At 31.3% G+C, this 16,200-nt stretch carries 17 protein-coding genes; 14 read left to right on the forward strand and 3 right to left on the reverse strand.

Annotation, left to right across the window (positions count from 1 at the left end):
- Positions 1-384 precede the first annotated feature (384 nt).
- Positions 385-1,281 carry a transglutaminase-like domain-containing protein gene (locus tag HNR33_RS07885; protein ID WP_429082023.1) on the forward strand — a complete coding sequence of 299 codons (897 nt, stop codon included), beginning with the start codon at positions 385-387 and terminating at the stop codon, positions 1,279-1,281.
- A 47-nt stretch (positions 1,282-1,328) separates the two neighbouring features.
- Here the strand turns inward: HNR33_RS07885 and HNR33_RS07890 are convergent, their stop codons facing one another.
- Complete coding sequence (locus HNR33_RS07890) at positions 1,329-2,018, reverse strand: cyclic nucleotide-binding domain-containing protein (RefSeq protein ID WP_429082025.1); 690 nt, start codon at positions 2,016-2,018, stop codon at positions 1,329-1,331.
- 92 nt (positions 2,019-2,110) lie between these two features.
- Here HNR33_RS07890 and HNR33_RS07895 point away from each other — a divergent pair, with 92 nt between their 5' ends.
- The 6 genes from HNR33_RS07895 (at position 2,111) to HNR33_RS07920 (ending at position 6,359) form a co-directional block, all read left to right on the forward strand.
- Positions 2,111-2,533 carry a DMT family transporter gene (locus HNR33_RS07895; RefSeq protein WP_429082028.1) on the forward strand — a complete coding sequence of 141 codons (423 nt, stop codon included), beginning with the start codon at positions 2,111-2,113 and terminating at the stop codon, positions 2,531-2,533.
- 10 nt (positions 2,534-2,543) lie between these two features.
- Positions 2,544-3,008: a DMT family transporter gene (locus tag HNR33_RS07900; RefSeq protein WP_429082031.1), complete on the forward strand. Its 465-nt coding sequence runs from the start codon at positions 2,544-2,546 to the stop codon at positions 3,006-3,008.
- Between the two features lie 89 nt (positions 3,009-3,097).
- Complete coding sequence (locus tag HNR33_RS07905; RefSeq protein WP_429082033.1) at positions 3,098-3,787, forward strand: YjjG family noncanonical pyrimidine nucleotidase; 690 nt, start codon at positions 3,098-3,100, stop codon at positions 3,785-3,787.
- A gap of 146 nt (positions 3,788-3,933) precedes the next feature.
- Positions 3,934-4,824: a hypothetical protein gene (locus HNR33_RS07910; protein ID WP_429082036.1), complete on the forward strand. Its 891-nt coding sequence runs from the start codon at positions 3,934-3,936 to the stop codon at positions 4,822-4,824.
- On the forward strand, positions 4,825-5,391 hold the full coding sequence (locus tag HNR33_RS07915) for a hypothetical protein (protein WP_429082038.1): 567 nt from the start codon (positions 4,825-4,827) through the stop codon (positions 5,389-5,391).
- A gap of 428 nt (positions 5,392-5,819) precedes the next feature.
- A complete protein-coding gene (locus HNR33_RS07920; RefSeq protein WP_429082041.1) occupies positions 5,820-6,359 on the forward strand; it encodes a DUF5698 domain-containing protein in 540 nt (179 codons plus the stop codon).
- A 142-nt stretch (positions 6,360-6,501) separates the two neighbouring features.
- Here the strand turns inward: HNR33_RS07920 and HNR33_RS07925 are convergent, their stop codons facing one another.
- Both HNR33_RS07925 and HNR33_RS07930 read right to left on the reverse strand, forming a co-directional pair.
- Positions 6,502-7,737, reverse strand: coding sequence for an ABC transporter permease (locus HNR33_RS07925; protein ID WP_429082042.1), 1,236 nt, complete (start codon positions 7,735-7,737; stop codon positions 6,502-6,504).
- On the reverse strand, positions 7,737-8,651 hold the full coding sequence (locus tag HNR33_RS07930) for an ABC transporter ATP-binding protein (protein ID WP_429082044.1): 915 nt from the start codon (positions 8,649-8,651) through the stop codon (positions 7,737-7,739). The genes HNR33_RS07925 and HNR33_RS07930 overlap by 1 nt, the downstream gene beginning before the upstream one ends.
- Positions 8,652-8,905: 254 nt before the next feature.
- On the opposite strand from HNR33_RS07930, the gene sfsA reads away from it, so the two are divergent.
- From sfsA to HNR33_RS07965, 7 genes are all read left to right on the forward strand, one after another.
- On the forward strand, positions 8,906-9,610 hold the full coding sequence (gene sfsA / locus HNR33_RS07935; protein WP_429082046.1) for a DNA/RNA nuclease SfsA: 705 nt from the start codon (positions 8,906-8,908) through the stop codon (positions 9,608-9,610).
- A gap of 142 nt (positions 9,611-9,752) precedes the next feature.
- The gene (locus HNR33_RS07940) at positions 9,753-10,517 is read left to right on the forward strand and encodes a MerR family transcriptional regulator (protein WP_429082048.1); all 765 of its coding nucleotides are present in this window, start codon (positions 9,753-9,755) and stop codon (positions 10,515-10,517) included.
- Between the two features lie 765 nt (positions 10,518-11,282).
- Positions 11,283-12,458 (forward strand): ABC transporter substrate-binding protein, encoded by a 1,176-nt coding sequence (locus tag HNR33_RS07945; protein ID WP_429082050.1) that lies wholly within the window; start codon positions 11,283-11,285, stop codon positions 12,456-12,458.
- Between the two features lie 110 nt (positions 12,459-12,568).
- Positions 12,569-13,453, forward strand: a complete 885-nt coding sequence (locus tag HNR33_RS07950) for a branched-chain amino acid ABC transporter permease (protein WP_429082053.1) — start codon at positions 12,569-12,571, stop codon at positions 13,451-13,453.
- Positions 13,454-13,467: 14 nt separating this feature from the next.
- Positions 13,468-14,418, forward strand: a complete 951-nt coding sequence (locus HNR33_RS07955; RefSeq protein ID WP_429082056.1) for a branched-chain amino acid ABC transporter permease — start codon at positions 13,468-13,470, stop codon at positions 14,416-14,418.
- A complete protein-coding gene (locus HNR33_RS07960; protein WP_429082057.1) occupies positions 14,396-15,178 on the forward strand; it encodes an ABC transporter ATP-binding protein in 783 nt (260 codons plus the stop codon). Before HNR33_RS07955 ends, HNR33_RS07960 begins: the two co-directional genes overlap by 23 nt.
- On the forward strand, positions 15,172-15,876 hold the full coding sequence (locus HNR33_RS07965; protein WP_429082060.1) for an ABC transporter ATP-binding protein: 705 nt from the start codon (positions 15,172-15,174) through the stop codon (positions 15,874-15,876). The genes HNR33_RS07960 and HNR33_RS07965 overlap by 7 nt, the downstream gene beginning before the upstream one ends.
- Positions 15,877-16,200: the final 324 nt, after the last annotated feature.

A 16,200-nucleotide genomic window follows, 5' to 3' on the forward strand; every position in this document is an offset into this window, starting at 1 on the left:
TAGAGAAAAAGAAAGAGAAAACAATTGATTAAATGCCTTAATGGCATAGCAAGAACCAGGGATACAAAGACACAACAAAATCATTAAATAGTTCATAGAAGGAATAATAAATTTCGAAAAAGCAAATAAGGATATAAAATTTAACTTAATTTTTCACTTTTGCATTTCATATAAAAGTTGAGAAATATCTTTCTGTCGTCTAAAGCTTTTCTAGCTTTGTCAATACCATGTGCAATTGAGAATATCTTAGCAGTCACTGAGGGATTGATAATGCTTAGTGTTTTTACATGAACAATCAAACACGACATAATGTTGTCATGTTTGATTTGATATAATAAACTAACAAATTCCAAAATCTATTATATTTTAAAAAGGAGAGTTGTCATGAAATTAGATAGTTTATTACAGTATTATTCTGAACAAGGCTTAATTACATCCCCTTGCTCATATCATTACTTGCTTGCTGAGCTTCCTACAGATATTCCTAAATTGTGTGAATGCATCCACAAAATCACGTTAATTGACTTATTAGCAACTATGGAATTAGTTTCAATTCCAAAAGAGCATTCAAATGATAATAACATAAGAAGAGTTGAAGAAAAATTAGGAAAGATAGCGCATAGAGACAATTCAAGTATATTGAATTCAAGAAGTTATGAGAAACTTTTATTAGGGAATTGCAGAGATTTATCGCTTATAATGTGCTCGGTATTGAGAAATCACAAGATTCCAGCTCGAGTAAGATCAGGCTTTGCAACTTTTTTTGACCCATTTCAAAAGAAGTATTTTGATCACTGGGTTTGTGAATATTGGGACAAGTCAGAGAAACGTTGGATTAAGGTTGACCCTTGGATGAGTCAAATACAGTATAGAAAAGAATTATTACCTATTGAATTATTTAAAGGATTACTAGAACTAAATTATAATCCATATGATGTAAAAAATGAGTTTTTTATAACAGGAGGTGAAGCTTGGATTAATTGTAGAAAAAAGGGGCATAATGCAGACAATTATGGAACTTATGGTGATCTTTTGAAAGGGAATTGGTTTGTTCGAGATAATATGATTCGTGATCTATTATGTCTAAATAAATTAGAACCGCTGCCATGGGATTGTTGGGGAATTATGGGGAGAGAAAATAGTGATATAAAGGATCGAGAGTTAGCATTCCTGGATGAAATAGCGGAATTTTTAGTTTATGGAGACTTAACACAAAATACTCTTTCAGATAAGCTAGAAAGTTTGCAAATAGAAAAATGTATCATGGAATCCTTAGTTTAATTTGTTACGAAAAAAGCAGATATTGCTTTTGAAATATCTTTTTAGTATTAGAGGGATTTTATATACAAGTTTTTAGATAGCTCTCGAAGTCTGTTCTCATCTAATATATATATTGTTTTATCCTCACATTTTATAATTGATTTCGATTCAAGCTCTTTAAAGGTTCTATTTAAATGCCTATAGGTTGTTCCTAGAAATTGAGCAATTTCTAAAAATGATGAATTCAGAACTATATAGTTTTTATCTGTTATATGCTCAATCAAATAGCTAGATAACCTATTTATAAGGGGATATACAAAATTGTATGAGCTATTATTAATAGTTGCATAGAGCTTTTCACTTAAAGAATTTATTAAATGATGTAAAAACTTTTTGTTATCCAGACATTTTTCCCTGAGTATGTCTGAAGGTATTGCTATCAAATAAGTGTCTTCTATTGCATCAACATTGCATAGTATAGGAATATTTTTTAAAAGCTCTAAATCTCCTATTGAATTAAACCCTTTATAGAACTTTAAAAGCATTGATTTACCGTTTTCAAAAAGATAAGAGATTTTGATTTTTCCATCTACAAGCAAATAGTAATATTCAAGGTTAGATTCTGCTTCTAATATATATTCCTCTTTTTCAAAAAAGTGAAGTTGAGCATATTTTAGTACATCCTTATCCAATATGTTTTCAATGTTATGTTTATCGATATAATGGCCTAAAAGGGTATTGTTTGAAATTCTTTTCATTTTTCCTCCTAAACATGACATATGTCATGTGCAAGTTTATATAAATATAGTAATTTATTTATAAAGGATTGTAAAGAATAGGGGGATTTATCATGTATAAAAACTTAGCTCTTATAAATGGTGCTATACTTGCCATAATGGTTTTTTTAAACGGGGTACTGGCCAGTAAAATAGGACCTTATATGAGTACATTAATATATCACGTACTAGGACTTGTGTTGATTATAATCATATCCATAATAAAGAAAAACAGGCTCTCAAATTTAAAAAAAGTACCACTTATGTTATTCTTACCAGGCATACTAAGTGTTATAACTATACTCTTAAACAATATATCCATACCTCAAATAGGCGTAACACTTGCTGTAGGAGTGGGCTTATTTGGGCAGCTTGTATTGTCTAGCTTGGTAGAACATTTTGGATTGTTTGGAATGGCAGCTAATAGGTTAAAGAAAGAAAAAATATTAGGATTCTCAATAATTTCACTTGGAATAATAGTTATGATTACTATGTAGGAGGGATAAAATGCTTTATATTCTCTTATCATTTCTAACCGGTATTAATATAGTTATAAACATGATGTTAAATGGAAAGCTTGCTCAAAGAGAAGGTATGATAAATGGAATTATTATAAACTATTTAATGGCTTCTATATCCTCTGTTATGCTATGTGCTACTATGATAAATGCTATGCCATCGTATTCAGCTATAAGGTCCGTTCCCATACCCTATTTTTTAGGTGGTTTTATAGGAGTTCTAACAACCTGCTTGTTTAACGTTGTAGTTCCTAAAATACCAACGGTATATGTAGTTATACTTCGTTTTATAGGTCAAATGCTTACGAGTGCGATTATAGATTATATATATTTAAATATTTTTTCAAAAGGCAAGGTAATCGGAGGAGTATTATTTCTTATAGGTCTTATAATTAATGCAAAGGTTGATAACAAGTATAAACAAGAAAGCCTCAAACTATGTGAGAATACTTAAGGGTATTTGAATATTAAATAGTCCAAAACTTTTTAATAAAAAAGTATATATGTTATAATTGGAAAAACTAGCTATATGGAGGAGATATTATGAAGTACGAAGTTATAATATTTGATGCAGATGAGACTTTATTTGATTTCAAGAAATCTGAAAAAGATGCTTTTAAAAACACTATGCTTGAATATGATATAGAGTATGATGAAAATCATCATTTGAAAATATACCAGGGCATAAATACGGCTATATGGAAAGAGTTTGAAGAAGGTCTTATTACTCAGAAAAAATTAAAGGTAGAAAGATTTAAAAGGCTATCAGACAGCTTAAATGCTGGATTTGATGAGGAACAGTTTTCAAAATTATATATGAAACATTTAGGTAACGCGTCTTTTTTATATGATGATAGTATAGAGCTTGTTGAAAGTCTCCATAAAGATTATAGACTTACTATAGTTACTAATGGACTTAAGGATGTTCAAAATAATAGAATAAGAAAATCTACTATAGCAAAATACTTTGAGGATATAGTAGTATCTGAAGAAGTTGAGGTATCAAAGCCAGACCCCAAAATATTTGAACATGCTTTAAGCAATATAAAGCATACTGACAAGAGTAAGGTATTGATAGTAGGAGATAGCTTAACCTCTGATATACAAGGTGGGATAAATTCCGGTATAGATACGTGCTGGTATAATCCAAATAAAATTGTTAATAAAACTGGAATAAAGCCTACTTATGAGATTTCTAATTTGATGGAGCTTAAGGATATACTTGAGATGTAGACAAAAATTGATTTTTTTACAATTTTATTTATTGTTAAGTAGGTATAGTAGAAAAGTCCCTGCTCCCTTGATTATTACAATAATCATTAGGAAACATGTTATAATAGATAAAAAGATATGCATTATAAAATCAATGAGGGATGTAGATGGAAACAAATAGGAAGATACTAAATATTGGGGTAGCTCTTGTAATTTTAGTAGTCATTTTAAGTACTGGTTTAGCCTATTATCTGAAGCTAGATAATCCTGTGTTTTTAGAAAATTATTGTGAGTGCAATATTCCTATGGATGATGATAACTACATGTGGGATGCATTTACTATCAAGTATATTACGAATTTTACAGATAAGAGAAAAGTAGTAGATATCTCTTTTGAAGAAGTACCAAACTTAATATTTTACGCCAGTGAACATGGTCACTCAGGATATTTTTCTAATATGTTTGATTCTAATTCAAACGATAGTTCAGAAAATATTTATGGGAGATATATTGTTCGAGAAGTTTATATTACAATGGACATGCAAAGCATAGACGAACCACTTGAAGAATTAAAACTAAGTAAGGCTAAGGTACAGTTTAATAACGGAGACATTATGAATGTAAACCTTGGAAATATCATTTTATATAGAGAAAGAAATTCAAAAGATTGCATAGAGTTTACTAGTTCGGGAAGCTCTTCTGATGGCACATCTTATATAGATATTATTGTCAAGAAGGCAATTACTCTTATAGGTGTGGATTCTCCATTATTAAAAAGCAAACAAAATTTATTTGATATGAATGTAGGTAAGGATAATTATAAGAATGTCGCTGGTGTTAAATATAAAGAAGAAGATAAACTGACAATTAATTCTATATTCTATAGGCCAAAAGACATATTGTCACAATATACATTTTATGACATTAATCCAAAACTAACCTATAAAGACGACGATGGAAATATATATACTCAGAGAATCTATAATATAGATTATTCCCCTCATAGATTTAATACTAAAGAGATAATACTTTATTTGAAGGCAAGGGGGGAGATTTAAATGCATAAAGGATATCAAAAGATTTTTTGGGGTATATTCCTAGCCACATTCAATATCAAGCTAGGTTCCATAAAAATTTTACCAAGTTTTATCGCGTTTATAATAGTCTCTAGTGGAATAAGCTATTTATTAAAAGATTATCCATCAAAAACACTTGAAAAAGCACAAACTTTTGCAAGATTGCTGATTGCATTATCTTTTATAGGAGAAAGTGCATCTTTTATAATTGGATACAGAGAAGCTAATTTTATTCTTATACAAATTTGGCCAGTAATTTTCTCGATTTTTGAGCTTCTTATGGTATATAAGATTCTTGAAGGATCAGTAGAATATTTAAGTGCTTATTTATATATGGATATTGCAGAAGAATATACAAAAAAGATAAGAGTTTACATTATACTTTTCATAGTGATGGAAATATATTTGTGTTTTGTACTAACGTTTAATGCTGGATATTTGATTATATTTGGTGCTATAGCAGCAATTATACTACGTATCTGGTTTATGATTATGATAAATCATTTAAAAAAAGTTACCGATACTGAAAATAAATCAAATCCGAAGTAATAGTCAATGTTTTTCATGAAATTAGTTACTTTTGAAAAATTAATTTGTAAACAATTTCGATATATGGTATAATAAATAGGTTCATTTGTTAGTTGGATAAATTTTATTAATGTATATCTTAATTATTTTTACAATAATCTTATCGTTAGCTTCAAAATTACTATGAAGATGCTTTTCATTAGCCCATATCAGAGATTTCTAAATATTTAATGATGAAAGTATATTTATTCTATTCTTGAATTTTCAACATAAATTATTAAAATAAAAAATACATGATTGATCTCACGAATTTTGTATAGGATATTTGCTAACATAATGGTATGTTAGCTTTTTTTTGTTATGTAATACTTATACTGCAGAAACAAAACGTAAACAAATATATTCAATTATACTAAAGTACAATTTTAAATTTAAAAGGAGATATGTTTATGACACAAGATATAATATTAACGCTTATCGGCTTGTTCTTAGTGACAGCACTTACGAATATTTTGGCAACATTAAAGAGCATATTGATGGCAAAGAAGATTATGAATCCAGTATATTTTTTAGTATTTGTAGATGCTATTATTTTTGCAACAGTAGTTGGTAAAGTGACTAGTTCAGAAGGGATTCATTTTGCAATCGCATATGCATTAGGGAGAACATTAGGAGTTTTTATAGGTAATAAAATCGAAGATAGACTTGCCTTAGGTATTTTAGAGGTAGATGTTTTTTTAAATAATAAGAATAAGATGATCGAAATAGCAGAAAAACTTAGAGAAGAAGGCTATACAGTTAATAACTTTTTAGCTAGAGGAAACAATGGTGATAAAAGATACAAGGTAGAGGTGGTTATAAGAAGAAAAGAATTCAAAGTACTTGGAGATATTATGGATGAATGCGGTATAACAAACCCAACTTTAAAGATTAAAAATCTGAATAAAGTAGAAGGTAAAATTACTACTACAAGAATTAAGGCTATTTAATCTAAAATAAGAAGGGATTGTTTCTACCTTGCTTTCTCATAAAAGTAAAAAAGCTATACTATAGGATTAATATATGTATAGCTTTTTTGTTTTAACCGTTCTAAGGGGCTTTGTTTTATAAAGGATACTAATATAAGATAGTCTATATCTTGTTTTTCTTTAATAATTTAAGAGCACTTTTTAGTTTAACAGGATTGCCATACATAAGCGTGCCCATGCGGTAAATCATTGAAGCTAAAAGCCCAATGACTACTGTAGATATAGCTAAGATAAATAGAGAAATCATTACTTCAACAGTCGAAACAGTTCCCATAGATACTCTTACAAACATTGACATAAAAGAACTAAAAGGGATAAAAGAAGTAACTTTCAGCAAAACTCCTTCCGTGTTTTGCATACCCATAATTGCAATGAAAAATACTACTATAAACATTATAGTTACTGGCGTAGAACTAGAACTCACATCTTCTGTTCTCGAAACTAAGGCTCCAAGGGCTCCAAATATAAATGAATAGAATAGATATCCTAGGATTCCAAATATAAAGAAGGTAAGAAGTACATTTCCTGGTATTTTAAAGATGAAATCTAGCTTGTTATTCCATGCTACGGAATTTAGATCATATGCAATTCTACCTGTGAGAATAGTCAGTCCAAATTGTATTATTCCAGCTAAAGCACCACCTAGAACTTTTCCAAATATTAAGTTGCCGCTATTGGTACTTGTAATTAAAATCTCCATGACTCTGTTGCTTTTCTCGCTTGCCACTGAAGTAGCAATTAATTGACCATAAAGAATGATCATAAAGTATAGACCGAATATCAAAATATAGGTATAAAGATAATTACTAGCACTATCTTTACCTAAAATCCTAGTATCATACTCTATATTTGGTGAAATCAAATCTTTTACTTCATCATATGATATACCTCTTTTTTCAAGACCAGTCATTCTATATGTTTCTGTTAGTGCTTCTTCGAAATAAGCTCTGCTTGAATCCATAATCTCGTTGTTTTCAACTATATACTGATATTTAGTAGGAGATTCTATAATATAGCCTGCCTCTATTTGTTTAGAAATTACACTATCTTCTAATTCCTTTTCATCATCAAACTCTACTAACTTACCTAATTTAAAAGCTGATTTAAGGGGCGAAGTATCTGATAAAGCTCCATCTCTATTTATATATCCATAGGCTTTGACTGTACTATCTAGCTCCTCTGTAGACTGTGACTTTTTAGAAGAAAAAGTATCTTTTATCGTAGGGATAGATAAACCAATGCTTAATAACAAGCAAATAACTAAAGTAGATATTATAAAAGCTTTGTTCCTTAAATAATTCATGAGCTCAAATTTTAATACAATAAAAAAATCTTTCATTAGCTATCACCTACCTTTTTTACGAAAATATCTTCTAAAGTTGGTTCATATACAGAAAAATTCTCAATGTCTAAGTCTAATCCTACTATTGCTTTAAGCAAATCATTCTTTGTTTTACTATGCATTAGCTCTATTATAAGATGATTTTTCTTTATGCCTACTACTGTAGCGATGCTATTTAATTTGGATATAAAAACATGCTCTAGTTCCTTAGGTGAAAGTCTAACTTCACTTATTGTTAATCTATTCATACCATATTGCTTCTTGATATTCTTTAAGTTTCCTGTTAAAACTATTTCTCCCCTATTAATTATAGCCACTTCCTCGCAAAATTCCTCTACATAGTTCATTTGGTGGCTAGAAAAAATTAATAATTTATTATCTCTGATTAATTCTCTGATGATATCCTTTAAAATTTGAGAATTTACAGGATCTAATCCACTGAAGGGTTCATCTAGGATGATTATTTCTGGATTGCAAAGAAATGTCCCTGCTAATTGTACCTTTTGCTGATTTCCTTTTGACAGAGTTTCTAGTTTTTTATTCTTATACTCTTCTACTCCTAATCTATTTAACCAAAACAAGGCATTTTCTTTAGCAATTTTACTAGTTAATCCTCTAAGCTGACCTAAATAAACCAATTGCTCCATAACTTTTTTCTTTGGGTATAATCCTCGTTCTTCTGGCAAGTATCCAATTTGATAATTTTGAGACATAAAGTTCTTTCCGTCTAAGAGAATTTCACCGCTATCTGCATTAAATAAATTCATAAGTATTCTGATGGTAGTGGTTTTTCCTGCGCCGTTTCTTCCCAATAATCCCAAAGCTTTACCACTTTCAACAGAAAAAGAAATGCCATGTAGAATCTCTTTAGCAGAAAAACTCTTATGAATTTCTTTTACTTCAAGTTTCATATTGTCCTCCTTAATTAGGTGATTTTAATAGTCAATAATATACATATTATAATAATTTATTCAACTAGATGAATCAAGAGATTATTCTATCCTTTTTATGTAAACTGTGAAATAAAAAAATATAAATTGAAGTATATTACAAAAAACAGACTCGTAGGAAATGATATTATATAATAGAGAATTATTTGAATAAGAATAGGGTATCTGAAAAAGTATAAACATAAAAGATTTTTGTTAAATAAAGGAGATAAAATATGATATACAAAAAACCAATACAAGGGATTTTCCTAAAAAGACCTAATAGATTTGTTGCACAAGTGTTAATAGATGGAAAAGAAGAAACTGTGCATGTAAAGAATACTGGAAGATGCAAGGAATTATTGACATCAGGAGCTAGAGTAATATTAGAAGATTGTTCAGATAACACAAATAGAAAGACAAGATATTCAATTATTGCTGTTTGGAAAGAAGATATACTAGTCAACATGGATTCTCAAGTGCCTAATGCTGTAGTATTTGAAGCGCTTAAAGAGAATAATATTGAGGAGCTTGAAGATTTATCACGTTTAAAAAGAGAGGTTACTTTTGGGAAATCTAGGTATGACATATATTTTGAATCTACAAAACAAAAAGGATTTATTGAAATAAAAGGCGTGACTCTAGAAAATCATGGGATATCTATGTTTCCAGATGCACCTACCGAAAGAGGAACTAAACATGTATTAGAAATGATAGAGGCAGTTAAACAAGGTTACAGAGGGATTATATTCTTTTTAATACAAATGAAAGGACCTAAAATATTCAAGCTAAATTGGCAAATGGATAGAGCTTTTGCAGAGGCAGTTAAGTTGGCAAGTGAAAATGGAGTAGAGATATTGGCTTACGACTCCGTTGTGTCAGATAATAGTATTTATTTAGATAAACCTGTTAAAATAGATACTTGCAAACCTCGTATTTAACATTTCTTTAGTTGATTAAGGCATTCAAAAAACATTGCTATGATTTTATTGCTTAAGGAGCCGTATATGAGAAAAAAGTTATAAAACTATTGACATTAACGTTACGTAAAGGTGTAATCTATTTTTGTAAGGAGGTGAGCGCATGGAATATACGGTGCAAAAACTAGGTAACCTAGCAGGAATTAGTACTAGAACCCTTAGATATTATGATGAAATAGGGATCCTCAAGCCGGCGAGGATTAATTCGTCAGGATATCGGATTTATGGTAAAGATGAAGTTAACAGGTTACAACAAATACTGTTCTACAAAGAGTTAGGTATAAGTTTAGAAAGTATAAAAGAGATTATTTCTTCTCCATCCTTTGATAGAGCACGTGCACTTAGAGAACATCGTGAAAGACTCCTTGAGAAAAGAAAACAGCTGGATCTGCTATTAGCTAATGTTGATAAATCTATAGCCTTAACTGAAGGGAGGATTAAAATGAGTGATAGAGAAAAGTTTGAAGGATTTAAGCAAAAAATGATTGATGATAATGAGAAAAAATATGGTGAAAGAATTAGAGAAAAATATGGTGATGAGATAGTGAATCAATCAAATAAGAAATTAAAAGACATAACTGAAGAACAATATACTGAGATGGAAAAATTAGGGAAAAGAGTGATTGATACATTGAAAGCAGCGTATGCAACTGGAGAGCCAGAAGGTGAACTTGCACAGAGAGCAGCGGATTTACATCGCCAATGGTTAAACTATTTTTGGAAAGGATACACTAAGGAAGCCCATGCAGGATTGGCTCAAATGTATGTAGATGATGAGAAATTTACAGCATATTATGACAAAGAACAGCCTGGTTTGGCGGTATTTTTGAGAGATGCAGTTCTCGTTTACACAGGAATAAAAGAATAGTATTTCATAACGGAATTGAGAGCCTTGCTATTACTTAGTAAGGCTTTCAAATTTCTAATTATTCAACCACAATAGTGTGACAAATGAATAATTAGGAATGAGTTCATGCAAAAACGTATAGGAAAACGTTTTTCTTATTTGGCGCACAGTCTTTAGAATGGCTTAAAATAGAGAAATAGGCATATAAAAAATGACTATAAACATTATTTGGAATAAAGATTATATTTAGAAAAGTTCATTATTTGAAATATTATTTTTGAAATATTGCAAAAATTACATTGACACTGATAGATTAACGTGATATATTATTCAATATTATAAGTAAAGTTGCAGCGTCGTTATATAGTTAATACTTAAAAACAATGATGAAGAGTGAACTATCTAGAGATCTAATACAGAGAGCTGGAACGGCTGAGAACCAGCATTGATTTGATAGGGAGCAATCACTTCGGAGTTGTATGACTGAAATCAAGTAAGTCATATCGCTAGACCCCGTTAAAAGGTCAAGGTTTGTAATAGGAGTTTAGTTGAATCCTACAGCTAAAGTCTATGAAACCTAATGAGTTAATTATCGTGAGATAGTTATAAAGTAGAGTGGTATCGCATTAAAAAGCCTCTACGTGTATTTGTATACATGTAGAGGTTTTTCAATACAATTTTTCAGAAAAGGGGGTTTTACGTGTGGTTCAAGATGAGGATGGTATTATATTAAAATGACTAAATATTCAAAAAATTAGCAATTAATAATTAATAGGGGTGGTTAATATGAATAAAAAAATATCAGTATTAGTTTCATCGATGCTTGCATTAAGCTTATTTGCAGGATGCTCTTCTGGCACAGTTAATAGTAAATCAAGTAGCTCAGACATAATCAAGGTAGGACTAAACTATGAACTTTCAGGTGGAGTAGCAACTTATGGGCAAGGATTGACCGATGGAATTGAATTAGCTATTGAAGAGATAAACAAAAATGGTGGTGTACTTGGAAAGCAGATAGAAACTGTTAAAGTTGATAATAAGTCAGAAGATACAGAATCGGCTAGTGTTTCTACAAGGCTAGCTACTAGAGATAAGGTTGTAGCTTTATTAGGACCTGCTACATCTGGAAATACAAAGGCTGCGTCTCCTGCGGCAATGCAAAATAAAATTCCTTTGATTTCAGCTTCAGCTACTGCAGATGATATAACAGTTGATAGTAACGGAAATGTAAGGGAATATGTTTTTAAGACTTGTTTTAGTGATTCTTTTCAAGGGATCATGATGGCAGAATTTGCTTTCGGTGATTTAGGATTAAAAAATGCAGCGGTTCTAAGTGATACTACCAGTGACTATGCTCAGGGGCTTTCAAAGAATTTTCAAGAGACATATACAAAATTAGGTGGGAAAGTTCTAACTGAAGAGGCGTATCAAGCAAAAGATACAGATTTTAAAGCTGTTCTAACAAAAATTAAAGGTTTAAATCCGGAGGTATTGTTTGTCCCAGGATATTATGAAGAGGTTGGGTTAATTGTAAGACAGGCAAGAGAATTAGGCTTAAACGTACCTATTCTTGGTGCTGATGGATATGAATCTCCAAAACTTACTGAAATAGCAGGTAATGATGCTTTGAATGATGTTTATTACTCAAGTCATTATTCTCCAATGGATAGCGCAACAGAGGTAGTTAAGTTCAAAGAAAGCTTCAATGCAAAATATGGCAAAGAGCCAGATGCATTTAATGCTTTAGGATATGACTTAGCTTATTTCGTAGCAGATGCGCTAGAGAGAGCTGGAGAAGCTAATTCAGAAAAACTAAAAGATGCACTTGCTGAAACTAAGAATTTTGTTGGGGTTACAGGAAATTTATCTATAGATGAAAATCACAATCCAGTAAAATCTGTAACAATTATAGAAATGAAAGATGGGGCGCCAACTTTCTTAAAGAAATTAGATCCCAAATAATAGCGTAGAGAATTGAAGAAAATATTAGACCATTCGTTACACTCAGGGTAAAAAACAGATGATATCCTGAGTGTTAGCGAAGAATCTTAGATAGAAAGGAAGTAACAATGATGGAACAGCTATTTCAACAATTAATAAATGGAGTATCACTTGGAGGTATATATGCATTAATAGCATTGGGTTATACGATGGTATATGGAATTATAAACTTAATTAATTTTGCACACGGTGATATTTATATGATAGGAGCATATGTCGGGTTTGCATTAACTACCTTTCTACATCTAGGATTTTTACCCTCTTTACTTATAGCAATGATAGTATGTAGTATACTTGGTATGATTATTGAGAAGGTAGCGTACAAGCCTATACGAAATTCATCAAGAATAGCAGCTCTTATTACTGCTATAAGTGTATCGTTGTTTTTACAATATACTATGATGTATTTTGTAAGTCCACAAACAAGGACATTTCCTGAAGTGTTAGCGAGCAAGAGACTAACGTTCTTCAATGGAAGTGTCATTTTGGATTTAAAGAATGTATATATCGTTGCAGTTACTATTGTATTAATGGTCGCATTGCAATATATAGTTCGTAGAACTAAAATAGGCAAGGCAATGAGAGCAGTATCACTTGACAAGGAAGCTGCAGAGCTTATGGGAATCAATGTTAATAATGTCATATCATTTACCTTTGCTATGGGTTCAGCGTTAGCGGGAGCAGCTGGGGTTCTTGTGGGAGTCTATTATAATACTATAAACCCTCTTATGGGCGCAACACCTGGATTAAAAGCTTTTGTTGCGGCCGTACTAGGTGGTATAGGTGTAATTCCTGGAGCAGTGTTCGGAGGGTTTTTTCTCGGCTTGACTGAAACGATAGTTAGTGCTTACGGAGGCTCCATATTTAAAGATGCAGTTGCCTTTGCAATATTGATTTTAGTTCTTTTATTAAAACCTAATGGATTGCTAGGTAAAATTACAAAGGAAAAAGTATAGGAGGATAGAAGAATATGAAGAGATTTACTAAAGGTAATATAATAAGTTTTAGCGCAATAATTTTGTCTTATGTTTTAGTTCAACTACTGATAAACATAGGAATAATTGACTCCTATATACAATTGAACATCATTCTTATTGGGATTAATATTATATTAGCAGTAGGATTAAATCTGATTACAGGCTTCACGGGACAGTTTTCATTAGGACATGCAGCCTTTATGTCGATTGGTGCGTATACCTCAGCAATCCTTACAGCTAAGCTTGGTCAGCCTTTCATTGTTGCAATAGCGGTTGCAGGAGTTATAGCAGCACTTGCAGGAGTTCTTATTGGAATTCCAACTCTTAGATTAAAAGGAGATTATCTTGCTATAGCAACACTTGGATTTGGCGAAATCATTAGGATTATAGCATTAAATATAGATTATATAGGTGGAGCGATAGGTTTTAACGATATTCCTCAATATACAAACTGGACTTGGGTTTTTGTTATGACAGTAGTTACAGTTGTAATAATAAGACACTTCATTAGTTCTTATCATGGGAGAGCCTGTATAGCTATTAAGGAAGATGAGATAGCAGCAGAAGCCATGGGGATAAATACAACTTATTATAAGGTATTAGCATTTGCTATTGGTGCGTTTTTTGCTGGGACAGCAGGAGCACTTTATGCAAACTATTTTTATTTTATAAAACCTGACTCTTTTGGTTTTATGAAATCAATAGATATACTTGTTATTGTTGTTTTTGGAGGTATGGGAAGTATTGCAGGATCAATTGTTGGAGCGATTGCCTTATCTATAATCTCATTATTTCTTCAAAATATACCAGAGCTTAGAATGGTTATTTATGCTCTTATTCTTTTTGGGATAATGGTTTATAAACCAACAGGACTAATGGGAAATCAGGAGTTCAAATTATTCAAAAAGGAGGCCAAACACAATGCCAGTGCTCAAGGTAAGTAATCTATCAAAGTTCTTTGGTGGTATTAAAGCAGTTACAGATGTAAGTTTAGATGTAGAAAAGGGAGAAATCATTGGCTTGATTGGTCCAAATGGAGCAGGAAAAACCACTTTTTTCAATTTACTAACAGGAATATATACTCCTACCTCAGGAGAAATTGAATACGAAATAAATAAAAAGGTTACTTCTAAGGATTTAAAGCCTTATAAAATAACACATTATGGTATTGCTAGAACTTTTCAAAATATAAGACTTTTTCAAAACATGTCAGTGATTGACAATGTGCTTATTGGATTTCACAATGGTCTAAAGTATGGAGTCATATCAGCTTTTTTTAGATTACCTTCCTATTTTAAAAGTGAGAATAATACTTATGAGGAAGCAATAAAGCTCCTTGAAAAGTTTAATTTATTAGATAAAAAGGATGAGCTTGCAAAAAATCTTTCATATGGAGATCAGAGAAGACTTGAAATTGCTAGAGCTTTAGCTGCAAAGCCTAAGCTACTTCTTCTGGATGAACCTGCTGCAGGAATGAACCCTAAAGAGACAAAAGAGTTAAAGGACCTTATTATATGGATTAGAGAGGCTTTTGACCTTACTGTTATTGTTATCGAACACGATATGTCCTTAGTTATGGAAATTTGTGAGAGAATATTCGTATTTGATTATGGAATTTTAATTGCTAGTGGAATACCAGAGGAGATACAAAAAGATGAAAGGGTAATAATGGCTTATCTAGGTGGGGAGGATGGAGAATGCTAGAGCTTACAAATATAGATGTATTTTATGGAGTTATTCACGCTTTAAAGAATATAAGTCTTAAGCTAGAGGATGGAGAAGTAGTTACTCTCATAGGAGCAAATGGAGCGGGCAAAAGCACTACTTTAAAAGCTATATCTGGTATACAGAAGATAAAAAGCGGAGAAATAAAGTTGGATGGAAAATTAATTAATTCCTTAAATGCACCAGATATTGTTAAATTGGGTATATCTCATGTTCCTGAAGGAAGAAGGATTTTCTCTAAAATGAGTGTTATGGAAAATCTTGAAATGGGAGCCTACACAAGAACTGATAAAGTAGAAGTCAAAAAAGACTATGAAAAAGTTTTTTCCTTGTTTCCGAGACTTCAAGAGAGAAAAGAACAAATAGCTGGTACATTATCTGGAGGAGAGCAGCAAATGCTTGCCATAGGTCGTGCTCTCATGTCAAGACCGAAGATTCTTTTATTAGATGAGCCTTCAATGGGGCTTGCGCCAATTATAGTGAAGGAGATATTCTCCATTATAAGAGATATAAATAAAGCAGGTACAACTGTATTGCTTGTAGAGCAGAATGCCTATATGGCACTTAATGCTGCAGATAGGGCTTATATTATTAGGAACGGAGAAATCGAAATGCAGGGTAATGCAAAAGAACTGTTACAGGATGAAAAGGTGAAGAAAGCTTATCTAGAAGGATAGGTTTTAAACCGGGATGAAGAAAACATCCCGGTTTATTTGTGCTTTACTAGCTTTAATAAATGCTTCTTGAACAGCATCTTTTGTCATTTCTCTATTTTCTCTAATGGCTATTGTAGTACGGAGTACCTTGTCTATATGCTCATCATATAATTGATTAAAGCTCTATCTATAATATTCTTTAAAATATCTTAGCTAATTATCTTTTTTCACTTCATTTCTAACTTTTCTTTTATTACCCCTTTACTTATACATACCTAGAAAACAGTTAAAAAGTTTTTTGTAAAAAGGTTTTTTATAGTTAGAAAAAAGCATATATTTCCACCT

It is taken from the genome of Brassicibacter mesophilus (assembly GCF_050433385.1).
GTDB lineage: Bacteria > Bacillota > Clostridia > Tissierellales > Proteiniboraceae > Brassicibacter > Brassicibacter mesophilus.

Excerpts from the sequence above, each read along its gene's own strand:
- HNR33_RS07905 (WP_429082033.1), top strand. The coding sequence starts at position 3,098 with ATGAAGTACGAAGTTATAATATTTGATGCAGATGAGACTTTATTTGAT.
- HNR33_RS07940 (WP_429082048.1), top strand. The coding sequence starts at position 9,753 with ATGGAATATACGGTGCAAAAACTAGGTAACCTAGCAGGAATTAGTACT.
- HNR33_RS07930 (WP_429082044.1), bottom strand. The coding sequence starts at position 8,651 with ATGAAACTTGAAGTAAAAGAAATTCATAAGAGTTTTTCTGCTAAAGAG.
- HNR33_RS07925 (WP_429082042.1), bottom strand. The coding sequence starts at position 7,737 with ATGAAAGATTTTTTTATTGTATTAAAATTTGAGCTCATGAATTATTTA.
- HNR33_RS07895 (WP_429082028.1), top strand. The coding sequence starts at position 2,111 with ATGTATAAAAACTTAGCTCTTATAAATGGTGCTATACTTGCCATAATG.
- HNR33_RS07950 (WP_429082053.1), top strand. The coding sequence starts at position 12,569 with ATGGAACAGCTATTTCAACAATTAATAAATGGAGTATCACTTGGAGGT.
- HNR33_RS07900 (WP_429082031.1), top strand. The coding sequence starts at position 2,544 with ATGCTTTATATTCTCTTATCATTTCTAACCGGTATTAATATAGTTATA.
- HNR33_RS07920 (WP_429082041.1), top strand. The coding sequence starts at position 5,820 with ATGACACAAGATATAATATTAACGCTTATCGGCTTGTTCTTAGTGACA.
- HNR33_RS07965 (WP_429082060.1), top strand. The coding sequence starts at position 15,172 with ATGCTAGAGCTTACAAATATAGATGTATTTTATGGAGTTATTCACGCT.
- HNR33_RS07885 (WP_429082023.1), top strand. The coding sequence starts at position 385 with ATGAAATTAGATAGTTTATTACAGTATTATTCTGAACAAGGCTTAATT.
- sfsA (WP_429082046.1), top strand. The coding sequence starts at position 8,906 with ATGATATACAAAAAACCAATACAAGGGATTTTCCTAAAAAGACCTAAT.
- HNR33_RS07915 (WP_429082038.1), top strand. The coding sequence starts at position 4,825 with ATGCATAAAGGATATCAAAAGATTTTTTGGGGTATATTCCTAGCCACA.
- HNR33_RS07910 (WP_429082036.1), top strand. The coding sequence starts at position 3,934 with ATGGAAACAAATAGGAAGATACTAAATATTGGGGTAGCTCTTGTAATT.
- HNR33_RS07960 (WP_429082057.1), top strand. The coding sequence starts at position 14,396 with ATGCCAGTGCTCAAGGTAAGTAATCTATCAAAGTTCTTTGGTGGTATT.
- HNR33_RS07890 (WP_429082025.1), bottom strand. The coding sequence starts at position 2,018 with ATGAAAAGAATTTCAAACAATACCCTTTTAGGCCATTATATCGATAAA.
- HNR33_RS07945 (WP_429082050.1), top strand. The coding sequence starts at position 11,283 with ATGAATAAAAAAATATCAGTATTAGTTTCATCGATGCTTGCATTAAGC.
- HNR33_RS07955 (WP_429082056.1), top strand. The coding sequence starts at position 13,468 with ATGAAGAGATTTACTAAAGGTAATATAATAAGTTTTAGCGCAATAATT.